The 25,834-nt window shown below is 46.3% G+C and carries 23 protein-coding genes and 1 pseudogene; 3 read left to right on the top strand and 21 right to left on the bottom strand.

Annotated features, from left to right (window positions below):
* Window positions 1-21 precede the first annotated feature (21 nt).
* From KGF70_RS07065 to KGF70_RS07045, 5 genes are all read right to left on the bottom strand, one after another.
* The gene (locus KGF70_RS07065) at window positions 22-330 is read right to left on the bottom strand and encodes a hypothetical protein (protein ID WP_021337502.1); all 309 of its coding nucleotides are present in this window, start codon (window positions 328-330) and stop codon (window positions 22-24) included.
* A 94-nt stretch (window positions 331-424) separates the two neighbouring features.
* Window positions 425-1,063, bottom strand: coding sequence for a histidine phosphatase family protein (locus KGF70_RS07060; RefSeq protein WP_050340294.1), 639 nt, complete (start codon window positions 1,061-1,063; stop codon window positions 425-427).
* A gap of 207 nt (window positions 1,064-1,270) precedes the next feature.
* Window positions 1,271-1,489 carry an antitoxin MazE gene (locus KGF70_RS07055; RefSeq protein ID WP_216768110.1) on the bottom strand — a complete coding sequence of 73 codons (219 nt, stop codon included), beginning with the start codon at window positions 1,487-1,489 and terminating at the stop codon, window positions 1,271-1,273.
* A 133-nt stretch (window positions 1,490-1,622) separates the two neighbouring features.
* Window positions 1,623-2,066 (bottom strand): universal stress protein, encoded by a 444-nt coding sequence (locus tag KGF70_RS07050; protein WP_216768111.1) that lies wholly within the window; start codon window positions 2,064-2,066, stop codon window positions 1,623-1,625.
* A 71-nt stretch (window positions 2,067-2,137) separates the two neighbouring features.
* The gene (locus KGF70_RS07045; protein ID WP_101872965.1) at window positions 2,138-2,707 is read right to left on the bottom strand and encodes a sugar O-acetyltransferase; all 570 of its coding nucleotides are present in this window, start codon (window positions 2,705-2,707) and stop codon (window positions 2,138-2,140) included.
* 96 nt (window positions 2,708-2,803) lie between these two features.
* Between KGF70_RS07045 and KGF70_RS07040 the strand changes: the two genes are divergently transcribed.
* Window positions 2,804-3,487: a YjjG family noncanonical pyrimidine nucleotidase gene (locus KGF70_RS07040; protein ID WP_216768112.1), complete on the top strand. Its 684-nt coding sequence runs from the start codon at window positions 2,804-2,806 to the stop codon at window positions 3,485-3,487.
* Between the two features lie 207 nt (window positions 3,488-3,694).
* Here KGF70_RS07040 and KGF70_RS07035 read toward each other — a convergent pair whose 3' ends face one another.
* Both KGF70_RS07035 and KGF70_RS07030 read right to left on the bottom strand, forming a co-directional pair.
* On the bottom strand, window positions 3,695-4,441 hold the full coding sequence (locus tag KGF70_RS07035) for a hypothetical protein (protein ID WP_216768113.1): 747 nt from the start codon (window positions 4,439-4,441) through the stop codon (window positions 3,695-3,697).
* On the bottom strand, window positions 4,438-5,328 hold the full coding sequence (locus tag KGF70_RS07030) for an ABC transporter ATP-binding protein (RefSeq protein ID WP_216768114.1): 891 nt from the start codon (window positions 5,326-5,328) through the stop codon (window positions 4,438-4,440). The genes KGF70_RS07035 and KGF70_RS07030 overlap by 4 nt, the downstream gene beginning before the upstream one ends.
* Before the next feature lie 744 nt (window positions 5,329-6,072).
* Between KGF70_RS07030 and KGF70_RS07025 the strand changes: the two genes are divergently transcribed.
* The gene (locus KGF70_RS07025; protein WP_216768115.1) at window positions 6,073-6,750 is read left to right on the top strand and encodes an Rgg/GadR/MutR family transcriptional regulator; all 678 of its coding nucleotides are present in this window, start codon (window positions 6,073-6,075) and stop codon (window positions 6,748-6,750) included.
* Between the two features lie 268 nt (window positions 6,751-7,018).
* On the opposite strand, the gene KGF70_RS07020 is transcribed toward KGF70_RS07025, so the two are convergent.
* From KGF70_RS07020 to KGF70_RS07000, 5 genes and pseudogenes are all read right to left on the bottom strand, one after another.
* The gene (locus tag KGF70_RS07020; protein WP_216768116.1) at window positions 7,019-7,612 is read right to left on the bottom strand and encodes an NADPH-dependent F420 reductase; all 594 of its coding nucleotides are present in this window, start codon (window positions 7,610-7,612) and stop codon (window positions 7,019-7,021) included.
* A gap of 139 nt (window positions 7,613-7,751) precedes the next feature.
* Window positions 7,752-8,924, bottom strand: coding sequence for a MalY/PatB family protein (locus KGF70_RS07015; RefSeq protein ID WP_216768130.1), 1,173 nt, complete (start codon window positions 8,922-8,924; stop codon window positions 7,752-7,754).
* Entirely contained in the window at window positions 8,914-9,780 is an 867-nt protein-coding gene (locus KGF70_RS07010; RefSeq protein ID WP_216768117.1) for a DUF3737 family protein, read from the bottom strand. The genes KGF70_RS07015 and KGF70_RS07010 overlap by 11 nt, the downstream gene beginning before the upstream one ends.
* 275 nt (window positions 9,781-10,055) lie before the next feature.
* Window positions 10,056-11,084 carry an aldo/keto reductase gene (locus KGF70_RS07005; RefSeq protein WP_216768118.1) on the bottom strand — a complete coding sequence of 343 codons (1,029 nt, stop codon included), beginning with the start codon at window positions 11,082-11,084 and terminating at the stop codon, window positions 10,056-10,058.
* A gap of 430 nt (window positions 11,085-11,514) precedes the next feature.
* Window positions 11,515-12,897, bottom strand: a pseudogene (locus KGF70_RS07000) (ABC transporter ATP-binding protein); the annotation flags it as partial.
* Between the two features lie 419 nt (window positions 12,898-13,316).
* Here KGF70_RS07000 and KGF70_RS06995 point away from each other — a divergent pair.
* On the top strand, window positions 13,317-14,711 hold the full coding sequence (locus tag KGF70_RS06995; protein WP_216768119.1) for an MFS transporter: 1,395 nt from the start codon (window positions 13,317-13,319) through the stop codon (window positions 14,709-14,711).
* Between the two features lie 112 nt (window positions 14,712-14,823).
* Here KGF70_RS06995 and KGF70_RS06990 read toward each other — a convergent pair whose 3' ends face one another.
* From KGF70_RS06990 to KGF70_RS06950, 9 genes are all read right to left on the bottom strand, one after another.
* Complete coding sequence (locus KGF70_RS06990; RefSeq protein WP_216768120.1) at window positions 14,824-15,150, bottom strand: bacteriocin immunity protein; 327 nt, start codon at window positions 15,148-15,150, stop codon at window positions 14,824-14,826.
* Window positions 15,151-15,512: 362 nt separating this feature from the next.
* A complete protein-coding gene (locus tag KGF70_RS06985; protein ID WP_216768121.1) occupies window positions 15,513-16,301 on the bottom strand; it encodes an alpha/beta fold hydrolase in 789 nt (262 codons plus the stop codon).
* Between the two features lie 342 nt (window positions 16,302-16,643).
* Window positions 16,644-20,975: a YhgE/Pip family protein gene (locus KGF70_RS06980; RefSeq protein WP_253954766.1), complete on the bottom strand. Its 4,332-nt coding sequence runs from the start codon at window positions 20,973-20,975 to the stop codon at window positions 16,644-16,646.
* Window positions 20,976-21,005: 30 nt separating this feature from the next.
* The gene (locus tag KGF70_RS06975) at window positions 21,006-21,560 is read right to left on the bottom strand and encodes a TetR/AcrR family transcriptional regulator (RefSeq protein WP_050340275.1); all 555 of its coding nucleotides are present in this window, start codon (window positions 21,558-21,560) and stop codon (window positions 21,006-21,008) included.
* A gap of 98 nt (window positions 21,561-21,658) precedes the next feature.
* A complete protein-coding gene (locus tag KGF70_RS06970) occupies window positions 21,659-21,988 on the bottom strand; it encodes a helix-turn-helix transcriptional regulator (protein ID WP_003639594.1) in 330 nt (109 codons plus the stop codon).
* 595 nt (window positions 21,989-22,583) lie between these two features.
* On the bottom strand, window positions 22,584-23,513 hold the full coding sequence (locus tag KGF70_RS06965; RefSeq protein WP_003639595.1) for a DNA/RNA non-specific endonuclease: 930 nt from the start codon (window positions 23,511-23,513) through the stop codon (window positions 22,584-22,586).
* 80 nt (window positions 23,514-23,593) lie between these two features.
* The gene (locus tag KGF70_RS06960) at window positions 23,594-24,133 is read right to left on the bottom strand and encodes a GNAT family N-acetyltransferase (protein WP_216768123.1); all 540 of its coding nucleotides are present in this window, start codon (window positions 24,131-24,133) and stop codon (window positions 23,594-23,596) included.
* Between the two features lie 226 nt (window positions 24,134-24,359).
* Window positions 24,360-24,887 (bottom strand): GNAT family N-acetyltransferase, encoded by a 528-nt coding sequence (locus KGF70_RS06955; protein ID WP_105961592.1) that lies wholly within the window; start codon window positions 24,885-24,887, stop codon window positions 24,360-24,362.
* A gap of 76 nt (window positions 24,888-24,963) precedes the next feature.
* Window positions 24,964-25,794, bottom strand: a complete 831-nt coding sequence (locus tag KGF70_RS06950; protein ID WP_216768124.1) for a phosphotransferase — start codon at window positions 25,792-25,794, stop codon at window positions 24,964-24,966.
* Window positions 25,795-25,834 lie beyond the last annotated feature (40 nt).

The raw sequence follows: 25,834 nt of genomic DNA, 5'->3' as shown, positions 1-25,834 counted from the left end.
GTGCCACTTCCTCACTTGTGATTAAGCTTGTTTGTTAAGTTGCTGCAACATATCCACAAAACGTCCCGTGTTTAAGTTATCCACATCCTCATCAGAATAGAAGATGATCATTTGTGAACGTTGTTCTGGGGATAAGTTGGCTTGCGACCCAAAATAGACTAAGTAGACGTCCGCACGATGGTCCGTCAAGCTCTGACCATAATCCGTGTCGAGCGTTACCGTGAAGTCCTTCCCTAATTGTTCTGACAATGCATCCATGAACGCCTGAACGTTCGCCGCTTTGGCTGTTTCCTGTCCTGCAACCACACTTGTAATAATATTAACTTGCATCCGAAAAACTCCTAGTTAATTATTTAAAACTCAATTTTCACCCTAGCGCATTTTCCCGTAAATCGCAAGTCACGCGTTATCCACAGTGGACAACTTAGTGGCTGGCTTGCAATGTAAACTTATCCCCTGTATAAGTCACCACGGCAACTGCACTCGGGGCAATTTCTTCACGGGTCGCCATACTGCCCGTTGCGAGGTAGTGAATCATCCGCATCGTTGCGGGATCCACGACCAGTAGCGCTGTTCCCTGGTCACGCGTCGCTGCCACGACTTCTTGTAAGCCCCCTTGGTAGCGGGTCCAAAATTCAGTCCCGCTTTCTGCCAACCCATCTGCATCATGATCGTGCAGCAGTGTCTGCAATTCACTCGGCGTTTGGTCGGCCGCAAAGTCTGGTACACTCGGATAGCCTAGTTTGGTCGCAAAACCAGACCACACGGCTGCCCGTTCTGTGCCTTCAAACCCACCATAAAATGGCGCACGTAATGCCGACAATGTCTGTAACTTAACCGCTTGCGGCTGAGCATTTAAAATCAGTTGCGCCGTCTGAACAGCCCGACTGGTATCACTCGCAAAGGCCGCCTCAAATGGTGTATCGGCGAGCTGCTGTCCAACGGCCGCACTCGCTTGGACGCCAGCGACAGTTAGCGGTGTGCCACTCCAACCCTGGAACCGGTCAAGTTGATTAAAGTACGTTGCCCCCGCAACGACTAAGTATAAGGTGATAGATTTCATGGTGAATTCTCCGTTAGTTTTTTAGATTATTCAACTATTTTAGCATAAAAGCGGGGGCGGACAAACGGGTCTTTGTGACTAGTTTGGTGTGAATTTGAGTAGAAAGTTGTGCTGGCTGGCGCATCGATAGACTACGCAACACATAAAGGGCACGACGGATGCGGTCGTGCCCTTTATGTGGCGGTTAAACAATCAATTCTTCACGCATCAATTCTCAAACCGGTCACACTCCCGATCTTCCTGGGAAATACTATCGCGAAAGCCAACCCAGTCAGCCGGGTTAGCGAACAGCTCCTGATGAACTGGTGTCAAAACTAGCGTATCATCCATCTGATGGCGCTCGTACCGGTCACCCACTGTTAGTCCCAACGCTACCGGCAGCACAACGCCCACATCATGACTCATCTGACGAATCTTTACTTCCATCACGCGACCACCCTTTCTGGTCAGGCCCCCATGTTACCACTGCAGAGGAACCTGAAGGCACTAACGACAATACGATTAAAACAAAAGGGCCGGTCTCCACCAGCCCTTTTGAACAATGCTAAATTAATCTGACCTACCGAATGACTAGTACCGAAATCGGTGCGTGCTTTGCCATGTAGGCCGCTTGCGACCCGAAATACTTGCGGACACCGTGCTTGGCAACCGAACCAATCACTAACAAGTCCGGCTTCAAGGCTGGAATCACCGTTTTCACGATGGTCTCGCCTGGGTCACCTTCATCGACGACCGCGTTGACATCCGTCACACCGAAATCACGTGCTAACTTCTGATACTGCATGACGTGTTCTTCTAGATCCTTACGCTGGCCGTGAACAAAATCCTTGCTCATGGCTTCGTAAACGTTCATATTATACTGTTCCAAAATTGAAACGATGGACAACTTGGCCCCGTCACTTTTGGCCCGGTTAATGGCGTACCGGAACGCTAACTGGGCATCATCTGAATCATCAACACCAACTAAGATGTGCTTGAATTCCTTAGGACTCATCTCTGACATCTGACTCCACTCCCCATTCTCTGATAATCTGACTACACCCTTATTTTCATCAATTTAATTGTAATTGTCAATTATGACTGCGGGGTGTTTTCTTTTAGGACACGCGCCGGGTTACCCACGACGATGACGTTGTCTGGAAATGAGTGCGTCACGACCGCGCCAGCACCGACGATCACGTTATTGCCTAGCGTGACGCCCGGTAAAATCACCGCGCTACCGCCGATCCAAACATCGTTGCCAATCGTAATCGGCGCCGTCCGTTCAGCTTCCGTCCGCCGCACAGTCGGATCTAGTGGATGGGCTGGCGTGTACAAGCCTACTTTGGGGCCAAACTTGCAATCATTGCCAATCGTGATTAGGCCTTCATCACATAATGTGACGCCATGATTGGCGTAAAAATGGTTCCCAATGCGAATGTTGACACCGTAGCTAAATTCAAACGTTGGTTCGACAAAGAAACGGTCACCGGCTGAGCGTAACAGACTTTTGACTTTGGTATTACGTTCATCATTATCGGCAATCTGGTTATATTGCATTAGCTTGGTTCGAACGTTTCGCCGCAGCTGCTGGAGGAGCGGTGATTCCAAGTACAGTTCGCCATTAATCATTTGTTGGTACGCTGAATCATTATCGATTTCCATGTTTAACTTCCTTTAAATTATGATAACTTAAGCATACCACACTGCCAAAATTTGCTGTATGATGGTTTCAATAAACCTATTGAAAGTAGTGGTTCCATGCAGTACGCAATTTTTGATCTCGACAATACCATTCTTGATTTTGACCGCGCCGAAACGGCCAGTTTGACAGCCGTCTTTCAGAATCACGGTGTGCCTAATATTCCACAAGCCGAAGACGATTATCAAGCCTACAACGAAACCATCTGGCGTCAAATCGAACAAGGCGGACCGCGAGATACCTTACTAGACCAGCGTTTTGAAGTCTTCTTAGCGACCCTTGGCATTATCGTCGATGGTCCGAGCGTCCAACAAGAATATGACCAATTGCTGGCCCATAGTTACCAAGTGATTCCGGGCGCACGTGACCTGTTGCACACGCTGAAGGATGCCGGCATGACCTTGCTAGTGGGCACCAATGGCATCAAGCATACTCAGCTCAGTCGTTTGGCAGGGGCCCACATGACCCCTTATTTTGACCACATCTTCATCTCTGAGAGTGTCGGCTATGCCAAACCAACCCCCCACTTTTTCCAGGCGATTCACGCACAGTATCCTGAAATGACGACCACCAATACGGTCATGGTCGGTGATAGCCTGCGCTCTGATATTGCAGGTGCAGCCAACGTTCAACTGCCGAGCGTGTGGTATAACCCACAGCACTTGCCCAATGAGTCAGCCATTAAACCAACTTATACTGTGGATAACTTTACACAGCTACAAAAACTGTTATTAACCGCTTAACCACCGTTAACGATTGTCAGTGCGACTATTGACCGGCCATCGTCATTTTGGCTCATGAACCTAGTCATTACTGACGGTGAATCTCAAACATGCCTTCAGAAATCCATATTGCCGGTTTCTGAGGGCTTTTTTATGCTGAGATTCAGTTGGTCACTATCCCCGATATGCAGGCGTTAGCTGATTTTAGAAATACAGGTACTGCTAAACCTAAATCAATTTTTGCCTTAGAGGCTTGAACTTAATACTTGCAACTGCCAGCAGCATAATGACGATCAGTACAATCCCCATTCTGACCACAAAGTAAGTATCAATCGCATGGTTAACCAGGTTTCGCGGCATTAACAACAAGGTCGGCGACCAAGACTTGAAGCCATTGGTACCATTCAATATCCCGGCGACTAAGACCAACACTTCAATCGTAATTGCTGACAAAAATGGCGATGACCACCAAATACCAATCACTGCACCGACAATAACCAAGGCCACGATAACGACCATGTTCAAAACTAGAAGGGCCAAGGCATTCCCAACGTCGATTTTGCCATCAAATAATACAAACGTCATATAAAATGCACATGCCCCACCGATTGCCATTGATACGGCAGTGACGGCACCCCCCATCATCACTCTCGGCATAAAAATCTGTCCAGCCGACTGTGCACGAGTCGTGTAAAATAACACCAGCGATTTATTCTTTCCGAGATAACATTTTGACGCCACTAAGAATACCAATATAAATAACACCAATTGTTCAACATTTTTAAAATAGGCTAATAGAACCACTGGCCAAGTTGGGGCCGACATAATGATTTTGGCGGAATCACCACCAAACTGTTTGAGAATTTCATCAGCAAAATACGCAGATAACGGTGCGATTATTCCAGACACCGCACAAATAATGAACGCAACAACGAAACTTTTACTGCGATACCATCTTAAGACCTCCAACTTCATTCTTTCCCCTCCCGTTGCAACACCGCATCTTCAAACGACCTTTCCAACGTCATTTCGTGCCTGCCTAGGTATCTGATCTGAGTGGCCATTGGTATCATCAGTTGTAAAATTTTAGATAGTTGGTCGTCTGGAAAAATGACCTGCTGACTTTGACCATCCCACTGAACCTCAGCCCCCTTATGACTGAGATAATTGAGTGTTGCCTCACCAGCTTCAATGTCTCGAAGCGCTAATGTTGCCATGTGATCATTCACCGTTATGAAATCTGCTGCTGGCCCTTCATAAATCAACTGTCCCTTGTTCAACACAATTAGAGACGTTGCGATTTTTTGAATGTCGCTCAAGATATGACTTGAGATGATAACTGTTAGTCTGCGAGAAACTTCTGTGATGATTTTTAAAATGTCGGCTCGTCCAAACGGATCCAGTGCACTGGTTGGCTCATCCAACAATAACAACTGTGGTTCTAACACCAATGCAGCCGCAATTCCCAATCGTTGCTTCATACCACGCGAGAAATTCCCGGCTATTCGGTAACGATGTTCAAACAGTCCCACCTGTTCTAAAGTCTGCGTAATTTTAGCGGCATTGACGTCTTTTCCAGCCAATCGCAAAGATTGTTGCATAATTTCAAACGCACTCAGATATGGATCGAATTCGGGCGTATCTGGACAATAGGCAATGTGTGCCGTTTCAGCAACGACAGTCCCTTCAAAAAGGCCAATCTGCCCAATAAATGTATTGAGAAGTGTCGTTTTTCCAGCCCCATTCGGTCCAATTAAGCCAATCACACCAGTAGATTGTTCAATTGAAACGTTGATATGATTGAGCGCCAGAAAATCTTTGAATTTGACTGTTAAATCTGTGGTTTCAACGATTTTTTTCACGCTTTTCACCTTCTAGTTGACGTCCTAACACATAATAAAGTAACCCGCCGAGCGGTACTGAAAGGCAAATGACAAGCCCCCACACTAGCTTAGGCACATATTTGGTTGTCTTGATTACATGCGTTAAATCGTACAAAAAGTAACCGATATAAATCAGGTAAATTAGAATTAATGGGACTAGGATTTCGTAAATCATCAGGTTCCTCCTCAGTTTTCAAAATTAATCTGGTGACCTAAATTTTCATAATTCTGAATGCGCCGATTTTTCGGCCTTTCAGCAGTGCTACCTAATTTGTCTTTATGGGAATTGTTATACCCGAATGCGCACCATAACGACATTTGTTGGACAATGTACTTTGCACATGCGACTTGGCACTGCCGCTATCTTCACAATCAGCGACGTTATTCGCGATCAACTCATCGTCTAAAATCGTTGCACATCGTACAAATCAGTCGTCAACCATTCTTCGCCAGTGATATACTGATAGCATACAATAATTTTCAGAAAACTGACCATGAGGTTGTGTATGTTTAACATCTGACACAGATATGTGACATCGTCAGTATTTAGGAGGCCCCCGAATGGAACTTGGTGAGACTTTAGAATTCATTAGACGGAATAAAAACATTTCATTGAAAACGCTCTGTGGGACAACGCTCAGTCGGCAAAACTATTATCGAATTGTTCACGGACAGGTCAACACTTCCATTAATACGTTCAAATTCATTTTGGATCAACTCCACGTGAATTTCGACGAGTTCTATTTCATCAAGAACAACTTTCGCCAAGACAAAATTTTTGCTGATATGAACAAAGTCAAAACTTTTTTTGACAAGGGTGATTTAAAATCGCTGGATAAAATGATTGCCAAATACCTAGAACTCAAACAGATTAACCAATCCTATCTTCATATGTACTGTCTGATTAATGTTTTAAAGCATAAATTAAGCAATCATGCCAGCGGCCCTTGTGAGGCACTACTTCGTGATTACCTCACCAATGTTGAAACATGGACGCACTACGAAACCGTCCTTTTTAACAATTGTATGTTCATTTTTTCAACCGAATTCATCGATGTCACACTCTCAAAGTCTTTGCACAATCTAAGTATATATTCCACACTGCGAAAATATGGCAACGAGTCATTTCGAATGCTGACCAACGTTTTGATTCTCTTCATAGAACGTGAAGAGTTTGAACGGGCCACTTTTATTTTGAATAAGTTACACCAAAATAGGCTGACTGACGATTTACTGTTTGAAAAAGCCTGCTTAGAGTTTTTTGAAAACGCCATGCTGTTGGTGACCGGGGAAACGACAAGTGATGCGGAATGTCAACGGATCATCAATCTTTTTCGCGAGTTAGGTAGTGATGGCTTAGCGGTTATTTTTGAACGATACTTGCAGAAAGTCCGTCAATAAAATGTTGATGAACGGCTCCTTCATCCAGATATATGACGGTTGTTCTGGTGAAGGAACCGTTTGTTTTTTTACGAGACGTGGTCTGATTTCTACGGTATAAAATCATGATAGCCATCAATTTCACTCAACATCCCGCTGGATATAATCGCGCCTCAGCACCCGTCACCAAAAAATCAGACGCCAAAAACGGCACGATTCCCACAAACTGGAATCATGCCGTTTTAACAATCCAACTGGGCGTTAGCTGATTCTCATCAACATCCAAGCCCTATTCATCAATCTGAACAAAATGCGTATTACCGAGGCCGCCACCGACTTGCATCACACTACCGCCATGGCGGAGTTTGCCGAGATTGACCGGTCGAAAGTTCAATGGCCGCACGAGCGCCGCGAATTCCTTCTTGGCAGCCACTTCATCACCCGCATAGAACAAGACTCGCTTGCCAGGACCATCGACATGGCCGTCCATAAATTCTGGTGGCAGCGTGTTAAACGCCTTGATCACACGGGCATTATTAGCAGCCCGCGCTACCACTTCGCTCCCGGTAAACGGTGCCGTCTTGATTTTCTTGAAATCAGCCGTAAACTGGTTGGTTGCATCGATAACGATGCGCTGATCATAGTCAGCAACCTGTCCTAATACCGTTGGTGCTTGCTCAAATGGTACGGCGAGTATCACTACCGGTTGTTGCAACGCGGCTGCCACTTCTACAAAAGCAACGTTAGCCGGAAATTCTGCGCGCCGTGGGGCCAAACTAGCAGCACCACTGTGTCGGCTTAATTTGACTTGGTGATCACCCCGCGCGAACGTTTTAGCTAACACGCTGCCCACGGTTCCGGCACCGACAATTCCAATTTCCATGGATTTCACCACCCGTTCCTTCAATTTTGATTTGACGCAACACAATGACGTCGTTGATTCTGCCACATGCAGTCAAATCAGCTTATCTCAATGATAGCGAAATCCTGATAGAAATGCACCCGATACGCGCCGATTAGATTTAGGCCTGTGTCCGTTGATACGCGGTTATGCCGGCTTTTAGCCGCTGGATACCATCCGTCAACGTACTTGTCGGGCAAGCCACGTTTAACCGTAAGAAACGGTCGCCATCCCCGCGGTAGACGCCCCCAGCGGATAAAAAGAGTCCCGTTTCCTGGCGAATAAACGTCGCTAAGGCCGTACTGTCCGTCGTTACCTGACTGACATCCAACCATAATAGGTAGGTGGCCTGCGCTTCAATTAACCGGACTTGCGGTAATTCAGTCGTCAAGAACGTCTGGACTTGGCGCTGATTAGCCGCTAGTTTCGTTCGCAACGCATGCAGCCAGTCGTGCCCCTCGGTGTACGCCGCAATGCTAGCGGGAATCGCATACGAATTCGGCTCTGCCAGCTCATCGTTATTAATGCCGCGACTCACTAACGCTCGCACGTGGTCGTCCGGAATAATCAAGGTCGCCGCGTGCAATGCCGTCACGTTGAACGTCTTGCTTGGTGACACACAGCTGATACTGTTATGTGCAACTGGCTCAGTCAGCGATGCAAACGGCGTGTAATCATTGCCGTTGAGCGTTAAGTCACAATGAATCTCATCCGCGACGACCAGCACATGATACTTCAGGCAAAGTTCCCCAATTCGTTGCAGGGTCTCCCGTGACCACACGATACCGATCGGATTTTGCGGATTACAGATAATCATCATTGTCGTCAGTGGATCAGCTAGCTTCGCCGTCAAATCAGCCCAATCAATCGCATACTGGTCATCCTGGCTAACGAGGTCACTGCTCAGAGTGTGTCGGCCGTTATTTTCAATCGAATGATAAAAAATATTATAAACGGGAGCCTGCACCAACACGTTGTCCCCGACCGCCGTCATCTTACGAACGATCGATGAAATTGCCAGCACGACGCCGGTACAGAACATCAACCAGTCGACTTGGGGCCGGAAATGGTGTTCAGTGGCCCACCAGTCAGCAACGGCCTGATAATAGGCCGTGGGGACTTCTTCGTAACCGAAGACGCCGAATTGCGCACGTTTAGTCAACGCCGCTTGAATCGCTGGCGCAGTCTGAAAATCCATGTCCGCTACCCACATTGGGAGTTCGTTATCAGCGACGTCCCACTTGACCGAATTGGTGTGGCGCCGATCAAGTACAGTCTCAAAATCAAACGGCATGCGGTGCACGGCTTTCTTGTTCAACGCTAATCAGCGTCTGATGCGGGTCGATTTCGGCATCGTCCATGATGATTTGACCGATGGCTTGCGCATGAATACGGCCACTAATTGGATTCTTCACGCTATCAATGCTGGAAACGATGTCCGCATCGATATCCCGACAATATTCAAACGCTAAGTCGGTATTGAGCAACGTACAGTTCTCCATCTTGACGTTATCCATGTAGCATAGGCCCTGGTCGCTTTCAATCGTACAGTTGACGAAGCGAACATTCTTAGAGTTCCAGCCCAGATATTCACCGATAATTTGTGAATCATAAACCGTCACATTTTCGCAGTTCCAGAGCGCATCCTTGGTCATCAACGTGGCGTTGTGGATTTCAACATTCTTAGCGCCGTCAAACGCATAGTTACCGACCAAATTGAAGCCGTCGACTCGAATATTCTGACTATTCATACCGAAGTAATCCCCGACTGCTTGCACATCCGTCAAGGTGATATCCTGACAGTTCCACAAGGTTTCTTCCGCATCAGAGAAATGAACGTGCGCTAACTTGATTTGGCTGGCCCGCCGAAAGAGCTTAGGCGCCTGTAGCGTACTGTTCGTAATCGTGATGTCCTTGGTATACCAGATGCCAGAACGGGACATCGTTTCAAATAATCCGCGGTCGACCGTCACGTGCTCGCTATACCACAATGGATATTTCCACTTAAAAATGGGTTGATTCAGCTGAATATTGCGACTTTCCTTTAACGGCGATTCACCGTCCGCGAACGTCGTATTGTTAATTTCGAGGTCGCGAGCTTTGAATAACGCCCGTTCACCCGTCAAATAGTCTTGATTAATTGTTTTCACTTAAACTAGCGCTCCTTTGTTATCAATCAGTGTCACTTGTCTAACTTATTAACCAGCCTCAGAGGTCAAGTAGTCAGGTCAGCTCGTTCTATTACCACACGTCATTGGGTAACGCAATGACAACGGTACTTGCAGCACCTATTAATCAGTCTAAGACTTCAAGTTAACTTTAAGTCAAGCAACTTGTGCCATCGTCACGTGCATTTTGGCAAAACAGTACCACCGAAACGTCGTCCCAGACGACCGCTCAAGGTCTCCATCAGCAACGCCCAGCGCTACTGACCCGAATACTGATTCCAATTATGTTCCCGCGAACGATTTTTCGCCATCACGCCTTCCAAATCGTGAGGTTGATACGGTTCTTCTAAGTAACGCACTTCAGCTGGCGTCAACTGGAGGTCCGCTGCTTCTGCCACTGCGTCCAAATGGTGCGGTTTAGTCGCACCAATAATAGGGGCCGTGACACGCTGTTGAAGCCAGCCCAGATTAATTGCGGCCATCGAGACGTGATGCCGCTGTGCCAGTTCTTCAACGCGCGTAATCACAGGTTTATCAATATCGATTGTCGCGCCATACTTCGTCTCAGAGAACGCATCTTGACGCCGTCGCGTCGTTTCAGTGCCAAACGGGTGCGCTAAGCGGCCACTCGCCAGCGGACTATACGGCGTGGTTGCCAGCTGATTTTCTTGGGCGTAGGTAAATAGTTCGCGCTCATCTTCGCGATAAATTAAATTATAGTGACTCTGAATAGAAACGAATTGCGGGTAGTCATACTGCGCCGCAAACGCGTTGATCTGTGCAATCTGCCAGGCATACGCATTTGAGATGCCCAGATAGCGGACCTTACCGGACTTAACGGCCTCGTTTAACCCAGCCATGATGTCGGCCATCGGTGTGAGCCAGTCCCAGATATGGTAGACGTATAGGTCAACGTAATCCGTCTGCAGGTTGGCCAAACTCTGGTCTAGCGAACGCAAGATGTGTTCACGGCCGCTAACATGGTCATTGATTTCTTGCGTCGTTCGATTAGTGAACTTGGTTGCGAGAATCACTTGATCACGGGGAAATTGTTGCAGCCCCCGCCCTAAGACACGTTCACTCGCACCTACTTGATAAACCGGCGCGGTGTCAAAAAAGTTGATTCCTAAGTCAACCGCTCGTTGTAAGACTTGGTCGGCTTGTTGTTGCCCGACTGCCCACGAGCGCTGGTTGATAGCATCCCCAGTTCCCGTACCAAAGCCCATGCAACCGAGTGCAATCGACGAAACCTGTAAGTCTGACGTGCCCAATTGTCGATATTCCATCTGCGATAAACTCCCTTCAACGTCTACTGATAAGTCTATTTAACCGCGGTTATCGGTCGACGTAAAATGCTTTGTTCAAATAGTCAAGTATTACTAATCTGCATAGTCCACGTGAATCTAGTCATTTTAATAATTAATCCGAAGCCAAACGATTAGCGCGGGCAGTCGCAATTCAGAACGCAATCACCAACGAAGGCCCCACTCAGAAGTTTTAGCTTCTGAGCGGGGCCTTCGTTTATGATGATTCACCGGACTTGCGGGTCTGACTAGCATCTATTCGAAGGAACGGGATGATGTCGTCTAGCTTCAGAGGAAATTCCGTCCCTTACGTCAAATCCAGCCAATCCATATCTAGTCATTGCTATCAACGACCTACTTCAACTTGACCTTGACCTTCAACTGTTTTGGGCGTTGGTGGTGAGTCATCAACAGCCGGCATGTTCGCAATCTGACCATTCAAATCACTCTTAGCAGCGACCGCTTCGACCACGTCCTGACTGACACTCGGGTCCGCGAACCGGATATTCTCACGAATCGTGTTCGAGAACAAAAAGCTGTCTTGCGGCACGTACCCGATGGCTGGCAAGTAACTATCTAGCGCGTATTGCTTAATATCATGCCCGCCATAGGTAATCTGACCATCATACTGGTCAAACTCCCGCAAAATCAATTTCATGATAGTTGATTTGCCAGCGCCGACCCGTCCGACGATTCCGAGTGTTTGGCCCGCCTTCAACTTAAAGTTGACGTCACGCAAACTAGTCCCGGCGTCATTAGGATAGTTGAACTGGGTGATTTGATACTGAATATCACCGTGGGGCCGCTGTTCAATGCCGCGTTTGGCATCCACGATCGCACTCTGCTGATTCAATAATTCCATGACTCGATCATACGAGGCGTTTCCCCGTTCCATCGTATTGAAGAGCATTCCGACCGCAAACATCGGCCAGACCATCATCCCTAGATAGGTGACGAACGAGACGAGATTCCCAATCGTAATAATGCCATGGGTCACGTACATACCGCCGAGAATAATCGTCGCACCATACGATAGCGCGATAATCATCGTAATCGCGGGATCGAACAAGGAGTCGAGCACGTTGACGTGGCGGTTGATTTTAATCGTCTCGTCAATTTGTTGATTAAAATCGGCTACGTCGGCTTGTTCCTGTCCTAACGCCTTGATGACTTTAATCCCACTAATACTTTCCTGAGCCTTATTGTTCAAACGCGAAAAGGCCGCTTGGGAGGCACGAAACGCCACGTGGATTTTTTTACCTAAATAACGTGACACGACCGCTAATAATGGGAAGGGAACGACCGCAATCAGGGTCAAACGCCAGTCGATCAGCGTCATCATCGCAATCAACGTCGTCCCACCCGTAATGATGGAGTCCGCAAATTGGAGAATCCCGCCACCAGCGACCCGTTCGACCGCCGTTAAGTCATTAGTCGCATGCGCCATGAGATCTCCGGTGCGATACTTCTGATAAAAGGTCGCATCCATCTTCATAAAATGCCAAAAGAGGCGTTCCCGCAGCGTCCGTTCCAGACCGGCCGCACCACCCCAGATGGCGTTGCGCCAAAGATAGCGTGCTAAGTATTGACCAATGGCGGCCGCCCCAATGATGCCCAGATAAATCATTAAGGACCGCGCTGTTAAGTGGTGTTGGTTGATGCCATCCACCACATCCCCGATAATTCGCGGTGGAATAATGCCAATAATTGCTGTTAAGACTAGCCCGAGCACGCCCGCTGAATACAACTTCCATTCGCGCCGGAAATACCAGCCTAGTTTGATAAATATGCTCACACCGCACCTCCTGAATTTTAATCAAAATTTAATGAAACAACATTTTATAATACCATACTTAACCAAATCGCTTTAATGATAAGTTCCAATATCAGGGCAAAGTGATTGCGCCGCTGTGAAAATAAGCTTAAACTAGTAACGTTAACGGGACGGTCCAGGCGATCGTCCTTTTATATGGTCAAATTCCACCGTCGCGCAGCACATTGACGGCACTCGCAGGCGGTGGATCATTGGGCGCCATTCGGTGATGGTCAGCGGCAGCTATGCGGACATTTCGACCGAATATCGCGCCCATCGGCCATCACCGGCATGACTGGTCAAGTCGCGTGAGTACTTACTTAACAGGCTTGACTACATGTCCGATTGGGCTTGGTGAGCTGTCCAAAATACGCCAATTATCGATTAAGGAGTGTTTAATTGTGTCTGAACCAAGTACCGTTACTTTAAAAACGAAGCTCGCCATCCTATCCGTTGGCCTGCTCTCATTTGTCGGCATCCTCGTGGAAACTTCCATGAACGTGACGTTTCCCACGTTGATCAAAACGATGGGCGTCTCGCTCGATACCGTTCAGTGGTTGACGACCGGCTACTTATTATTGACTACGATCGTCATGAGTACCACTGCGTATGTGTTGAAACGCTTCAACCCGAAGCCCCTCTTCTTATTTGCCGCCCTCGTTTGTCTTCTCGGCGGGATTCTCTGCTGGATTGCCCCCAGCTTTCCGGTGTTATTGACCGGTCGGCTCTTACAAGCAATTGCGACGGGGATCTCGATTCCATTAATGTTCCAGCTGATTTTTACTAACGTCCCGCGGAGCAAGCTCGGAACTTACACGGGGATGGCGAGTGTGATCGTGTCGCTAGCCCCGGCGTTAGGACCGACATACGGTGGTGTCCTGACAAGTATCTGGTCATGGCGCGCTATTTTCGTGGGCATCGTTCCGATTTTAGCGTTGCTGGCCATTCTTGGCGCCGTCAACATTTCCGGTGAGGCGCTCGGCGTTGGTGACAAGAAGTTCGACTTTCTGGGTGCCTTCCTCTTAGCCGTGACGTTCACTAGTCTGTTATTTACATTCAACAACGCCGGAACGCACGGTTGGTTGTCCCTGAACTTTGGCGCCTGGTGCCTCTGGAGTATTGTGATGATTGCCATTATGGTCACTTACGCACTCAAGGGGCGTCGTAAGCTGATCGATTATTCGATTCTAAAACTACCCGTATTACGTCTCCGCCTGTTCAACTACTTTGGCCTGCAATTTATCAACATCGGCTTATCATTTGTCTTACCACTATTCGCCCAAACGGTGCTCGGCGCCTCGGCGATGATGGCTGGCTTGATGATGTTGCCCGGTGCCATCGTGGGGGCCATCACCGGTCCAATTGCGGGTAAGATTTATGACAAGCAAGGTCCGACGATGCTGTTGACCTTCAGTACAATCATGGCCAGTGTCGCTCTCATCCTATTCTGGTTGACCACCGACCACTTCACCGTCGTCTTGATTGCCTCAATTTATGCGCTGCTCCGAATCGGCTTTAACACCGGCTTTGGGACCGCAATTTCAGATGGAAGTACCCGCGTGCCGTTACCGCAAAAGTCAGACCAGAACTCTATGTTCAGTATGATGCAACAGTATGCTGGCTCAATCGGGACCAGTATTATGTCCGCCGTAATTTCCGGCTATGAAATTCATCATACGACGGTCACTAGTACGATGATGGGTAGCAAGTTGGATTTCATCCTGTTATTCATCTTGGCTATCGCCATTTTAGCCAGCGTCTTGCGCGTCAAGCGGTTGGAAGCAGCCCAACATTAACACGAACCGGTCAGATAAAATTACTAATAATACGACACAAAAGCCCAGGTCATTCGCTGACCTGGGCTTTTGTGTCGTATGAGTTTTGATTGATTGAGTCTTATCGAAAAGGCTATAGAAACGGCCCAAATGTAAAATGAGTGGCAATCAAACCATGTCCAATATTCAAGTTGCGCAGCTCTTTTTGACTGAGTGATTTTAGCTTGTCGTGGATAAAGCCATGCAGCATTCGGTTTTTCGGTGGCAATCCCATCGGAACGATACAATCCTTTTGACAAGTCAGATAGATATCAGTGGCAACCTTGATGACGCTTTTGCCATTGCTTAAATCCGTTGCTGCCATGAGCAAACACTTTTTATATCCACTAGGCTGATTCTCTAGATTTTCGGCATAAGCCTGATCAATCAACTGGAAAAAATATTCTGCCTCTTCATCCATAAGCCCCACCACGTTTCTGTTAAGTTCAATCCGATTCTGATTCCCCCATCGTTACGACTAGGCCAACCTCTGGCAATTTGGCCTCTTCGTAACTTGGATTTGTTATCCGTCATCTCGAAGTAATTGATATTGAAATCGTACCGCGCAATTTTCAAATAGCAATTACTTTGGGGTGAAAAAAGAGTTGGTGGACGAGAATAACGACTTTTGAATATTAGAACGCATAATTAACCTGTCAATATGGGGGTTTGAAGCAACTGGTTGCCTTCTTCAATTGTTATACACTCTCCCGGCTCAATTTAGCCATCCTCAAAGTGAGAATAAACGCTCCGTTTGACTTCCTTACACAATGTAAATTCATATTAACGACTTGGTATATTCCGTAAGAAGTCCCTAAAAGAAGACACGACGCATTCGGGTCTATCAATCAGTATATTATGACCAGCATTATTGATTACCTTAATATTGACGTTCTCATGTTGCTGTGCATATTTTTTTGAATCCTTATATCCCACAATATTGTCATACAATTCAGCAATTATACAGATTGGGACATCCCCTGTAATTTCAATATTATTTTTCACAAACGCATAACTATTTTTTTCGAAACGCGCAAGATATCTACTTTGGTTCTCACGCATTGGCGTGTCAATAACGTCTTTGAAGAGGTTGAACTTCTCTTTCGTCAAAAAACAGTTAGTGCTCGAAAAAGCTTGATATTCATCTGAATCCTCTCGAAATGTGACCAACGCGTGCTCCAAATGTTCGACATTTCGACGATCTTTATCAGGGATTAACATTGGAGCAATCAAAAATAACCCGCTTATGTTCAAGCTGCTCTTTAAAAGTCCGATACCCAAATAACACCCGTATGAATTTCCAATAACAATTAATTGGCGATTCGAAAATAAAACCTGTAATAACTTTACAATCATTTCTACAGTTTGATCAGAGTCATCTGATAAAACATTGCGAGATTTGCCCATTCCAGGCAGATCTATATATACTCTTGTAAATTGTTGTGATTCACCAAAATAAGGCTCAAAATTATTTATTAACGATTTCGAATTCAGCGGAAAGCCATGTAAGAAAACGAGCACACACCGTCCTGACCCAAAGCTTTGAAATTTTAGTTGATCATACTCAGACATATTCTATTACACCTCCACAGCAATCAGACTATCAACTTTCACGAGTTCAAAGATCACGTTTCAACGCGTTAGTCATTATTGCTTATTTAAATTACTCATTTATCCGCCTCAAAATATCCATCTTGTAATCTTAACATTAGGCTAGTCTCAAGTCACAACCGTTTTTTATAGTGATTAACAAATGAGCGGGATACAGCTGCTTTTAACTACAATCAAATTTCTTTAAAAGTAGCCAAAAAGTAGCTACAAAAGTTAGATTAAAGGCTTCCTAATAACAAAAAATCACGCCCCCAAGACGCGGTTTTTCGTCTTGGAAGCGCGATAATTTTAAATCACCAGTAATTACTTACCAGCTTTCATCTGAATTTCAGCCTCAGCGGGTTCTTGCATATCGTGTTGTTTGAGGAAGACCATGGAAGCCCACAGTAATCCTAGCGACACGATCGTAATCCCTGCTAAGACAATGATTGATGACCAGAAAATGCCATTGCCCCAACCACCTGTCAATGCTTGCCGGAACGCTTGAATTGAGTACGTTAATGGCAAGTATGGGTGAATAACGTTGAAGAACTTGTTAGTGATTTCCATTGGGAAGGTCCCACCAGAACCACCAAGTTGTAGCATCAAGATAACCATCGCGACAAACCGTCCTGGGTTATCGAATAACATCGATAAGAACATGACTAGGAACATTGACGCAAATGCAATCATGATCGCAGTCAAGTAGTATTCTGGCACACTGATTGGTTTCAAACCAGCGACAAGTAATACCGTCGCTTCGATGACCGCCATGGCAAGTGCCACGGGACCACCAACGGCCACTTTACTCCAGAACCATTGCGTTGGCGTACCATCATCATCCGCAATCCGCCGAATTGGATAAGCGAAGTTGAAGACGATTGCCCCAACATAGAGCGCCAATGACAGAACGTAAGGTGCTAACGCGTGACCATAATTTGGTACGTGCGTATAGTCTTTGTAAGACGTCTTGGTTGGCGCTGCCATCATTTTCGCATTCGCGTTCTTTAATGGCGTTGCGTTAACTTGATCCGCCCCCTCTTGTAAGGAAGTGGCGAGCGTCTTGTTACCATCCTTGAGCTGCTTCGTCCCTGATAAGAGTTTGGCGGAGTTGTTATCAAGCTGGGTGGCACCGTCATTTAGTTGACTAACGCCACTCGTCAATTGCCCAGTGCTACCTTGCAATGTTTGCAAGCCACTATTTAACTGACCGGCACCGGTATCAAGTTGTTGCACACCACTTACTAGAACGGGTACTTGACCGTTTAATGTGACTAAACCGTTTGTGACTTGGCTTGAACCCGCGTAAAGTTGTTGCACACCACTTACTAGAACGGGTACTTGACCATTTAATGTGACTAAGCCATTTGTAACTTGACTTGAACCAGCAAAGAGTTGTTGCACTGCACTCGTAAGAACTGGCACTTGGCCATTTAGCACAATCAGACCATTTGTAACTTGGTCTGAACCAGCTAAGAGTCGTTGTACGCCGTTTACTAAAACGGGTACTTGACCATTTAATGTGACTAGACCGTTTGTAACTTTATTTGAACCAGCAAAGAGTTGTTGCACTGCACTCGTAAGAACTGGCACTTGGCCATTTAGTACAATTAGACCATTTGTAACTTGGTCTGAACCAATATAAAGCTTTTGCCCACCCTTGTCTAGAGCGACCAAACTAGTCGTCACCTTACCAGAACCATCTTTCAATTGTTGGACACCACTTACTAACTGAGGAACCTGACCATTCATCGTTACCAAGCCAGTCGTGATTTGGTTAGAACCGACTTGTAGTTTACCGACTGCTTCCTGGGTTGTGCCGATACCATCAGTAACTGCTTGAGAACCAGCTTTCAATTGATTGATACCAGTGATCATCGCGGGAACGTTACCGTTGACGGTCTTCAAGCCACCTGTAACGGTTTGAGAACCACTGAATAATTGTTCAACGCCTGAAACCAGTGTTGGAATTTGACCGTTTAGCGCTGAAGCACCGGTTGCCAGTTGCGTCGTTCCTTTATTCAAATCAGTTGAGCGGTCATTCAGTTGTTCTCCACCGTTACTTAATTGGCTAATTGACCCAGTAATGGTTGGAACAGTGCCATTAAGTTTGGAAAGGCCAGCAGTCAGGTTGCTTGCGCCCTGGTTCAGCTTAGCAGACTGTGTGGTCAATGCACTTGTACCGGTTGACAACGATTCAATGCCGCTCACTAATTCGGGAACTTTCTCATTCAATTGTGCCAATCCACCGCTTAACCCAGCTGTACCAGTTTGCAATGTCTTCAATCCATCGGTTAGTTGTTGAGAGCCATTAGCAAACTGACTAATTCCCGAAGTCGTGGAATTAATGTCTGAGATGATGGCGTTCATCCCAGCTTCGATTTTCCCATATTCGGTTACTAAGTCTGCATTAGAATTACTGGTTGCTGAGCTATTCTCCGCAACTAATGATTCTACCTTTGATAGACTACTCTTCACGTTCTGAACTTGTTGTGCATTATCATTAGTCGTCGTGCTCTGCCCAACATCTTTTAGACTCGCTTTAATCGCAGCAACTTGGGCATCAGTCAGGTTTTGTGATGACTTGAGACCGTCGATTTTGCTGTTTATTTGTGACGTAATATCAGTTTGCGTGGTCGAATTGGAAGTGTTTAAAGCATCCACATTCGTTGATAACGACTTCAATGCAGTATTTAATGCATCGCTATTACTACTGTTTTTGTTAGTAGCGTCAATTTCTTTTTGACTTGCTGCCAGCGCCTGCTCAAACTGTGTCATTTCAGTCTTTAAGGCTTCAATCTTCGTTTTGGTTGCGGAATCAGTGGCCGCTTCTGATAACTGATTCAACCCATCAGAAATCTTAGCACTATTTGTTTGTAGGTCACTAACACTCGAATTTACTGTCTGAGCACCGGTTGATAACGCGTTAACCGAACTGCTTAAGTCACTGGTATTTGACTTCAACTGGCTCGCACCATTATTAGCAGCTGCAACACCTTTTGTATAATCTGCGACACCGGTGGATAATGCTGTTGAGCCATCTGAAAGTTGCGAAACACTATTAGTCAATTTTCCAGTTTGACCATTTAATTTAGTTAAACCTGTCGTTAACTGATAAACACCATCAGTATATGTGGCAACTCCGACCTTAACCTGTTTTGAGCCGTTTGCTAAATCCTTAGTTGCTTTGCTAATTGTACCCGTTTGACCGTTTAACTTTTCTAATCCAGTGGTGACCTCGCCTGAACCATCTGTCAATAATTTGACGCCATCTGCTAACGTTCCGGCATTATTGCCTAGCTTCAACAGACCTTCAGTAATCGATTGTGACCCAATCTGCAATGTTGGCAGCTTTGCCCCAAGTTGTTGCAAGCCATCAGAAACTTTTGTCGAACCATTAGTCAGTTGATCAACACCACTGACCATTGGAACCACTTTTCCTTGCAATACAGTCAATCCAGTTGTAATCTTTCCAGATCCATCGATCAACATGCCTGCCGAATTGGTCAGAGTAGCTAGACCGCTTGTGACTTGCCCAGAACCATCTTTCAGCTGACTGACACCACTAGTCAATTCGCCGGTCTTACCATTTAGTGTAGATAGACCATTTGTAACTTGTCCAGAGCCACTTGCCAACTGACTGACACCACTGGCCAACTTGCCAGTTTTACCATCCAGCGTATACAGGCCATTTGTCACCTGTCCAGAACCATCTTTCAACTGACTGACACCACTGGCCAGCTCCCCGGTCTTACCATTCAGCGTATACAGCCCAGCAGTAACTTGTCCAGAGCCATTTGCTAACTGACTCACGCCACTAGCCAATGCCCCAGTCTTACCATTCAGCGTTCCAAGCCCATTAGTCACTTGCCCAGAACCATCTTTCAACTGACTAACGCCACTAGCTAGTGTCCCAGTCTTACTATTCAAAGTATCCAGACCGGTCTTCAACGCACTACCGCCATCTGCTAACTTTGCGATTCCAGCGGGTAGTTGTTGGACCTTCGTATTCAGCTCGGTGGTCCCGTCTTTCAACGTATGGACCCCGGTGGTATACGTCGTCAAACCGTCTTGGAGTTCAACGCCACCATCTTTGAGCTTGGTTGCACCATCAGCTGCTTTTTGATAGCCGTCGCCAGCGGTTCGAATCTTCTTAAAAATGGCTAACGCGTAAGCCTTAGTGACTTCGGCGCGAATACTCTTGTTGACACGCGAAACGCCGGTATCGGTAATAACTTTCGCAATGTAGTTGAGTGATTCGTTAGTCTCATAATGCAAGTTCATCTTTTTCGGATGCGTATCCGTCATGGTCGTTGCATTCTTTGAGAAGTCACTTGGAATCGTGACGACCGTATAATACTTCCGATTTTTGAGCCCTTGTTGTGCCTGTTTGGCTGAAACGAAGTGCCATTCCAAATCGTCGTTTTTCTTTAAATTGGTTACCATTTGCTTACCAACTGCAAATTTTTGGCCTTGATAGTTCACTGACTTATCTTGGTTAACGACTGCAACTGGTAAGTTTTGCGTATCCCCATATGGATCCCATACTGACTTCAAGAAGAAGATGCTGTATAGGAATGGGATCAAAATCATGACTGAAACTGAAATCCATAGTATTTTGCTATGACGAATTGACCGCCATTCGTCGCGTATCATTTTCACAACCTGAAACCTTCCTTCAAATAATTAATGCATATGTTGCTCGAGCGAGAATACCGTTGCAAGCGTCTCTTGAATCATCGCTTGCGTGCTGGCCGCCTGACCATCGCGATGACCGTTATTGAGCCACTGAACAATGCTCGTTATCACACCGCTGACAAGGTACGCCGTCAGATCTGGATGTTGGGAGTCGCGAATCATGGCGAACACCCGATCATCAGCCCCGGACTGAGCGACTGTGACAAAACAGTCGTTGATCACCTGCTGTGAACGCGTATTGTCGCCTTCGTTGTTCGTCACCAATAAGTGGCGGAGCACCTGCGTGTGGGTGCCGATAAACGCGGACATAATGGTGGAACCCATCGTATCTGTCCGTTCAACTGCCAGTAACTCGTCTAACGTGTGCATGACCATCTGCCGAAGTAAATCAAATTTATCGGTATAGTATCGATAAAAACTACTGCGATGTATAAATGCCTGCTTACATATTTGCTCAACCGTTATTTGTGAGATTGAACGTTGCTCCAACAATTGGTACATCGCTCGCTGTAAATCCAGCTCCGTACGAATTGAAATACCCATCACCCCGTTTTTTAAATTCTTATATTCGAATATAAGAATATAGTTGCCATAAAAACACCGCTGCATCCCCGTGCAACGATTGCTGGCGTTCATTCAGTTTAGTGCAAGTACGGTTTCAATTCTAGATCCGCTTTGAGCGTATGAATCAAATGCTCAACCTGCGTCAATGGCGCGTCAAACGTCACCCGATAATAATTACGAGTCCCCTGGTGTTCGACGGCGACAAAGTGTCGCTCTCTCAAAGTCTTCAGCTGATGTGACACTGCCGGCTGAGAAATGTGCATCCGCTCAGTCAGCTCACCAACAGTCATGCCCTTCGCGTGCTGTGACAGCTCAATCATAATCTGCTGACGACGTTCATCCGCTAAAACTTCAAAAATCGGAATCGTTTCCCGAAATTCTTGTAGTGCTTCTTCACTACTAACCATGCTAGTAGCCTCCTATATTCTTATATTCTAATGTTCGAATGTATCAATGATAAAACTATTTGAATCCGTTTGCAACACCTAAATTCCGTTTGTCGACAAACGCGACAAACTTAAAAATCTGTCGCAATTTGGGACAAATTAAATGAACACTCGTCTGCTAGCAAAGGCGCACTCACCGTTATTTCACGAACAGTCAGTGCCGATGCAATATCATTTACTTTCGATTAAATTGCCACAAAAAAACGCCTGACCACGCAGTCAGACGTTTCCAAGGGTAATTAGTACTAGCAATCATAACGATTGATAGCAACGCCCGGTTGGGAGCCGGGGCCGTTGTATGGAAAATCACAGGTGTTTGGGAAGGCCCCATGATTTGAGACATCGCGTTACTTGTTAATAATGACAGATACATCAGCAAATTAACGGCGGTTAAGTAACTCGAATAACTACAGTATAACCGCTCACCCAAACTTTGCCAGTCCTAGTTTAATCAGATTGTCGCAAAACACAACACATCGTGAAAACTGTTGTATTGATGGGTTGTATTCAAAAAGCACAATGCCCGTCACACAGGGCTTGAAGTCCGTCTCCACGCCTAGTTCAGCGCTTTTTTGACGTATTTATAACCATACTTTACTAACTCACGCTCGACCTGCTTCGTCGTAGTCGTTGATTGCGAATACCGACTCGCGTTCGTGTTCTGGCTACTGTTGACCTTATCGGCGCCCGCAACTTGCATGCTGCTATCGGCCTTGCCCCGGCCGGTCGCGTAATCGAAGCTAACACCCGGTTCAACGTTCCAGATATAAACATTGAAGTTGACGCTACCGTCCGTTGAAATCGCCTGTGACCAATAACCACGTGGCATCAGTTCATTGCCCCGAAAGACAGTCGTCACGCGGTAAATGACTTTCTTACCTTGTTCCAGTGCCGTCCGAACTTGATCCTCGTAAATCTGCATCGTTTTCTGATTGGAGTAAGCCGTCTGGGTTGCCAGGTTCTTCGGATTATCCAGACTGCCATCCTCACCAGAACGATATTGACCGTCAGAAGTCAAATTGAAGGATAACGTGTACGCGATCAAATGGCCACGATTTTGTGGATAAACCCGCTTGCCGTTCACCGTAATTGGCTGATTATGCCATCCCGTTGGACTCCAAGTCTGAGCAGTCCGGCCTTCTGAACGACCTAAATTAGCCTTACTCAAATAAGCCGTATCCGTCGTCGTTCTATTCAAAGAATCCAAATTACCATAATCAATTTTGGACTTCTTCCACTGACTTGCCGCCAAGGTACTCTTGCCACTATTGACCTTAATGGCCGCCGCCCCGCCTGATTTATACGTCATTTTGGCGAGTTGTTGATAGGTTTGTTGCGTATTGCCGTTCCCCGTCGTCTGTGAAGAAGTTGCCGTCGATTCACTCGATGACGTCGAACTCGTACCCGTCGTTAATTGACAGCCCCCGAGTAAGAGCGTCAAACTTAAGAGACCCGCTATGCCAACGCGCCGCATTAATTTAATCATAATTTCTCTTCCACCCTATCTTTTTTAAGTACACTAATATCATACCGTACTTTTGATAGGGGAACAAATGTTTTCTTTAATTATTTAGCCTGCCAATCCGTACGTAATATCCCGTACTTAACCGAATCATAATACCGGCCTTGCCAAAAGCGCACTTGCGGGATTCGTGCCTCTTGCTTCAACCCAATCGCTTCTGCAACGTGCATCATGCGCAGATTACCGGACCAAGTCGTTAGACCAATGTGTGGGAGCGTTGTGACTTCAGCAAACAAGTGCGTCAGCCATTGTGTCAATGCAATTCGACCAATATGTTCACCCCAATGTGCTTGGTCATAAATCGTTATACCAACTTCCAACCACCGCTGCAAATCACCATCCACAAAGTGCCAATTGACGCTACCCACGATTTGATCATCACGCGTAATTACCCAATTATGTTGCCGAATCAGCCAGTCTCGTGGCCCAATAATCGTTTCAAAATCGTGCTGGGTCGGTAACTGGTCATGAAAATAAGGGCCATTCCATTGCGTCCAGGCCGCCTCGGGGTCGCTGAATCCGAGTTGCCATAAAGTAGTCAGTTCCGTTGGTTGTACCGGTCGAATCGTAATTGTTGCCGCCATTTGCTCACGTCCTTAAGTATTTTTATCCGTTGCACGTCAATTTTAAATCTGGTGTTTTTCTAAGAATACGCTAATTAGTAGGCAACGACAATCATCACTTTCTTAATTGAGCTAGTATTGCACCGCAACTTATCCGAAGCACAAAAAACAGCCACCGTTGCTTCTGCCCGAAGTCACTAGTCGCTGTATTTCAATCATGATTCAATTAGTATCGCTAGGCTATCGCTTAAGCGCTAAGCCGTTGCCAGGCCTGTTTGGTCAAAACATACCGCATGACGTGAATGAGTTCACCACGGTCACTCGTGAAAGTGTGCAATTCACCGGCATCCTGCATGCCCATCTTGGCCATCACCCGACCAGAATTAGGGTTAACACTCGCATAATGAGCCTCGATAGTCTGATAATTCAGCGTTTCAAAGCCGTATCCCATCAAGCGATTGCCGGCTTCGGCGACGTAGCCTTGACCCCACGCATCCGGTCGCAACGCATAGGTCAATTCGCCGCCAGCCTCGGCATCATGGAATTCATAAAAACCAATCAATTGATGATCACGACGCCGCTCGATACCGAAGACTCGAGTCCTGTCCGCCAAAAAGTGATCCGTGAATACTTGCTCGAACGCGTCCACGCTCTGAACCCGTCGATAACGTAGATAGGCAACGACCTGTGGATCAAAAATCATGTCCGCCAACACATCATGATCCGCAGTTGTCATTGGTCGTAATATCAACCGTTCCGTTTCAAACTGTGCCAAAATTTCATCCCCAAATTATTATTGATGGGTTAATTATAATAATTTACTTGCTAATGTAAACTAATTCGTTCCAGCCTTAGTGATTTGGTAAGGTAACCTGTGCCAGCATCTCAACTCCGACAGCTTCAAAACTGGGGTCGGCAATCTGGTTGACGTACGTGAATATTCCAGTACTACACTGTAACAGTAACCACTGCTTCACTAATGGCGGCATTTGCAAATCTGCGCCATAACCTGCCCAAAACGCTTGGATCAGAACAGAACGTTGCTGAAGATCCTCAAAAAAGAATTTTAAACAATCTTCGAGCGCGTATCCGCGCCGAGCACGTTCAAAATCAATCAGGACTAGCTGACCGCGATGGTAGCGAAAGTTACGAGTACCCATATCCCCATGTAAGGTCACAACTGGTTGCTGTGCTAGTGCCCTTCTAAGCATCGTCTGGTGGTCAAGGAAGTACTGTAATAGAGTCACTAGTTCACTGTAATGAGGACTAGTCTCTAACCGATCGACTCGAGCCACCATCCCATCGAAATCCAGAACTGGCATCAGATTTTGGATTGTCGGAAGCTGGACTGCACGATGAAACTGAGAGACTAGCCGGCCCATTTGGTAAACGAGCGCCGGAGTCAACGTTTTCGGTACAGGCGTTAGTTGCCAATCACGTAACACCAATACCCACTCGTGACTTGCCAATTGAAAACCAGCTAAGACTCGGTTTGTGAGCTGTGCGGTCACTTGCTGCTCAGTTCTAAATTTACGTTCGCGGTCTGGGCCAAAAACTTTAACAAAAATCACAGTACCGTAGCGACAACTATAACCGGTATACATCTGATTGAATGAGACATGCGCAATTGGAACCAAGTCTGCCTGTAACAGCCGTACCAGCGTTTCATGTTGTGATTCCATCTTGTCCTCCTAAATCCGTCCTCAAAATTTCGTCGTACAA

The sequence above is a fragment of the Lactiplantibacillus sp. 7.2.4 genome (assembly GCF_018991185.1).
Taxonomy (GTDB): Bacteria; Bacillota; Bacilli; order Lactobacillales; family Lactobacillaceae; genus Lactiplantibacillus; species Lactiplantibacillus pentosus.
Note: the sequence above shows the minus strand (reverse complement) of the source record. Positions and strands in the feature narration are given on the sequence as shown.

What these genes read in the sequence shown, in the direction of transcription:
- KGF70_RS07065 (WP_021337502.1), bottom strand. Translation starts at nt 330, where the DNA reads ATGCAAGTTAATATTATTACAAGTGTGGTTGCAGGACAGGAAACAGCC.
- KGF70_RS07060 (WP_050340294.1), bottom strand. Translation starts at nt 1,063, where the DNA reads ATGAAATCTATCACCTTATACTTAGTCGTTGCGGGGGCAACGTACTTT.
- KGF70_RS07055 (WP_216768110.1), bottom strand. Translation starts at nt 1,489, where the DNA reads ATGGAAGTAAAGATTCGTCAGATGAGTCATGATGTGGGCGTTGTGCTG.
- KGF70_RS07050 (WP_216768111.1), bottom strand. Translation starts at nt 2,066, where the DNA reads ATGTCAGAGATGAGTCCTAAGGAATTCAAGCACATCTTAGTTGGTGTT.
- KGF70_RS07045 (WP_101872965.1), bottom strand. Translation starts at nt 2,707, where the DNA reads ATGGAAATCGATAATGATTCAGCGTACCAACAAATGATTAATGGCGAA.
- KGF70_RS07040 (WP_216768112.1), top strand. Translation starts at nt 2,804, where the DNA reads ATGCAGTACGCAATTTTTGATCTCGACAATACCATTCTTGATTTTGAC.
- KGF70_RS07035 (WP_216768113.1), bottom strand. Translation starts at nt 4,441, where the DNA reads ATGAAGTTGGAGGTCTTAAGATGGTATCGCAGTAAAAGTTTCGTTGTT.
- KGF70_RS07020 (WP_216768116.1), bottom strand. Translation starts at nt 7,612, where the DNA reads ATGGAAATTGGAATTGTCGGTGCCGGAACCGTGGGCAGCGTGTTAGCT.
- KGF70_RS07015 (WP_216768130.1), bottom strand. Translation starts at nt 8,924, where the DNA reads ATGCCGTTTGATTTTGAGACTGTACTTGATCGGCGCCACACCAATTCG.
- KGF70_RS07005 (WP_216768118.1), bottom strand. Translation starts at nt 11,084, where the DNA reads ATGGAATATCGACAATTGGGCACGTCAGACTTACAGGTTTCGTCGATT.
- KGF70_RS06990 (WP_216768120.1), bottom strand. Translation starts at nt 15,150, where the DNA reads ATGGATGAAGAGGCAGAATATTTTTTCCAGTTGATTGATCAGGCTTAT.
- KGF70_RS06985 (WP_216768121.1), bottom strand. Translation starts at nt 16,301, where the DNA reads ATGTCTGAGTATGATCAACTAAAATTTCAAAGCTTTGGGTCAGGACGG.
- KGF70_RS06980 (WP_253954766.1), bottom strand. Translation starts at nt 20,975, where the DNA reads ATGATACGCGACGAATGGCGGTCAATTCGTCATAGCAAAATACTATGG.
- KGF70_RS06975 (WP_050340275.1), bottom strand. Translation starts at nt 21,560, where the DNA reads ATGGGTATTTCAATTCGTACGGAGCTGGATTTACAGCGAGCGATGTAC.
- KGF70_RS06970 (WP_003639594.1), bottom strand. Translation starts at nt 21,988, where the DNA reads ATGGTTAGTAGTGAAGAAGCACTACAAGAATTTCGGGAAACGATTCCG.
- KGF70_RS06965 (WP_003639595.1), bottom strand. Translation starts at nt 23,513, where the DNA reads ATGATTAAATTAATGCGGCGCGTTGGCATAGCGGGTCTCTTAAGTTTG.
- KGF70_RS06960 (WP_216768123.1), bottom strand. Translation starts at nt 24,133, where the DNA reads ATGGCGGCAACAATTACGATTCGACCGGTACAACCAACGGAACTGACT.
- KGF70_RS06950 (WP_216768124.1), bottom strand. Translation starts at nt 25,794, where the DNA reads ATGGAATCACAACATGAAACGCTGGTACGGCTGTTACAGGCAGACTTG.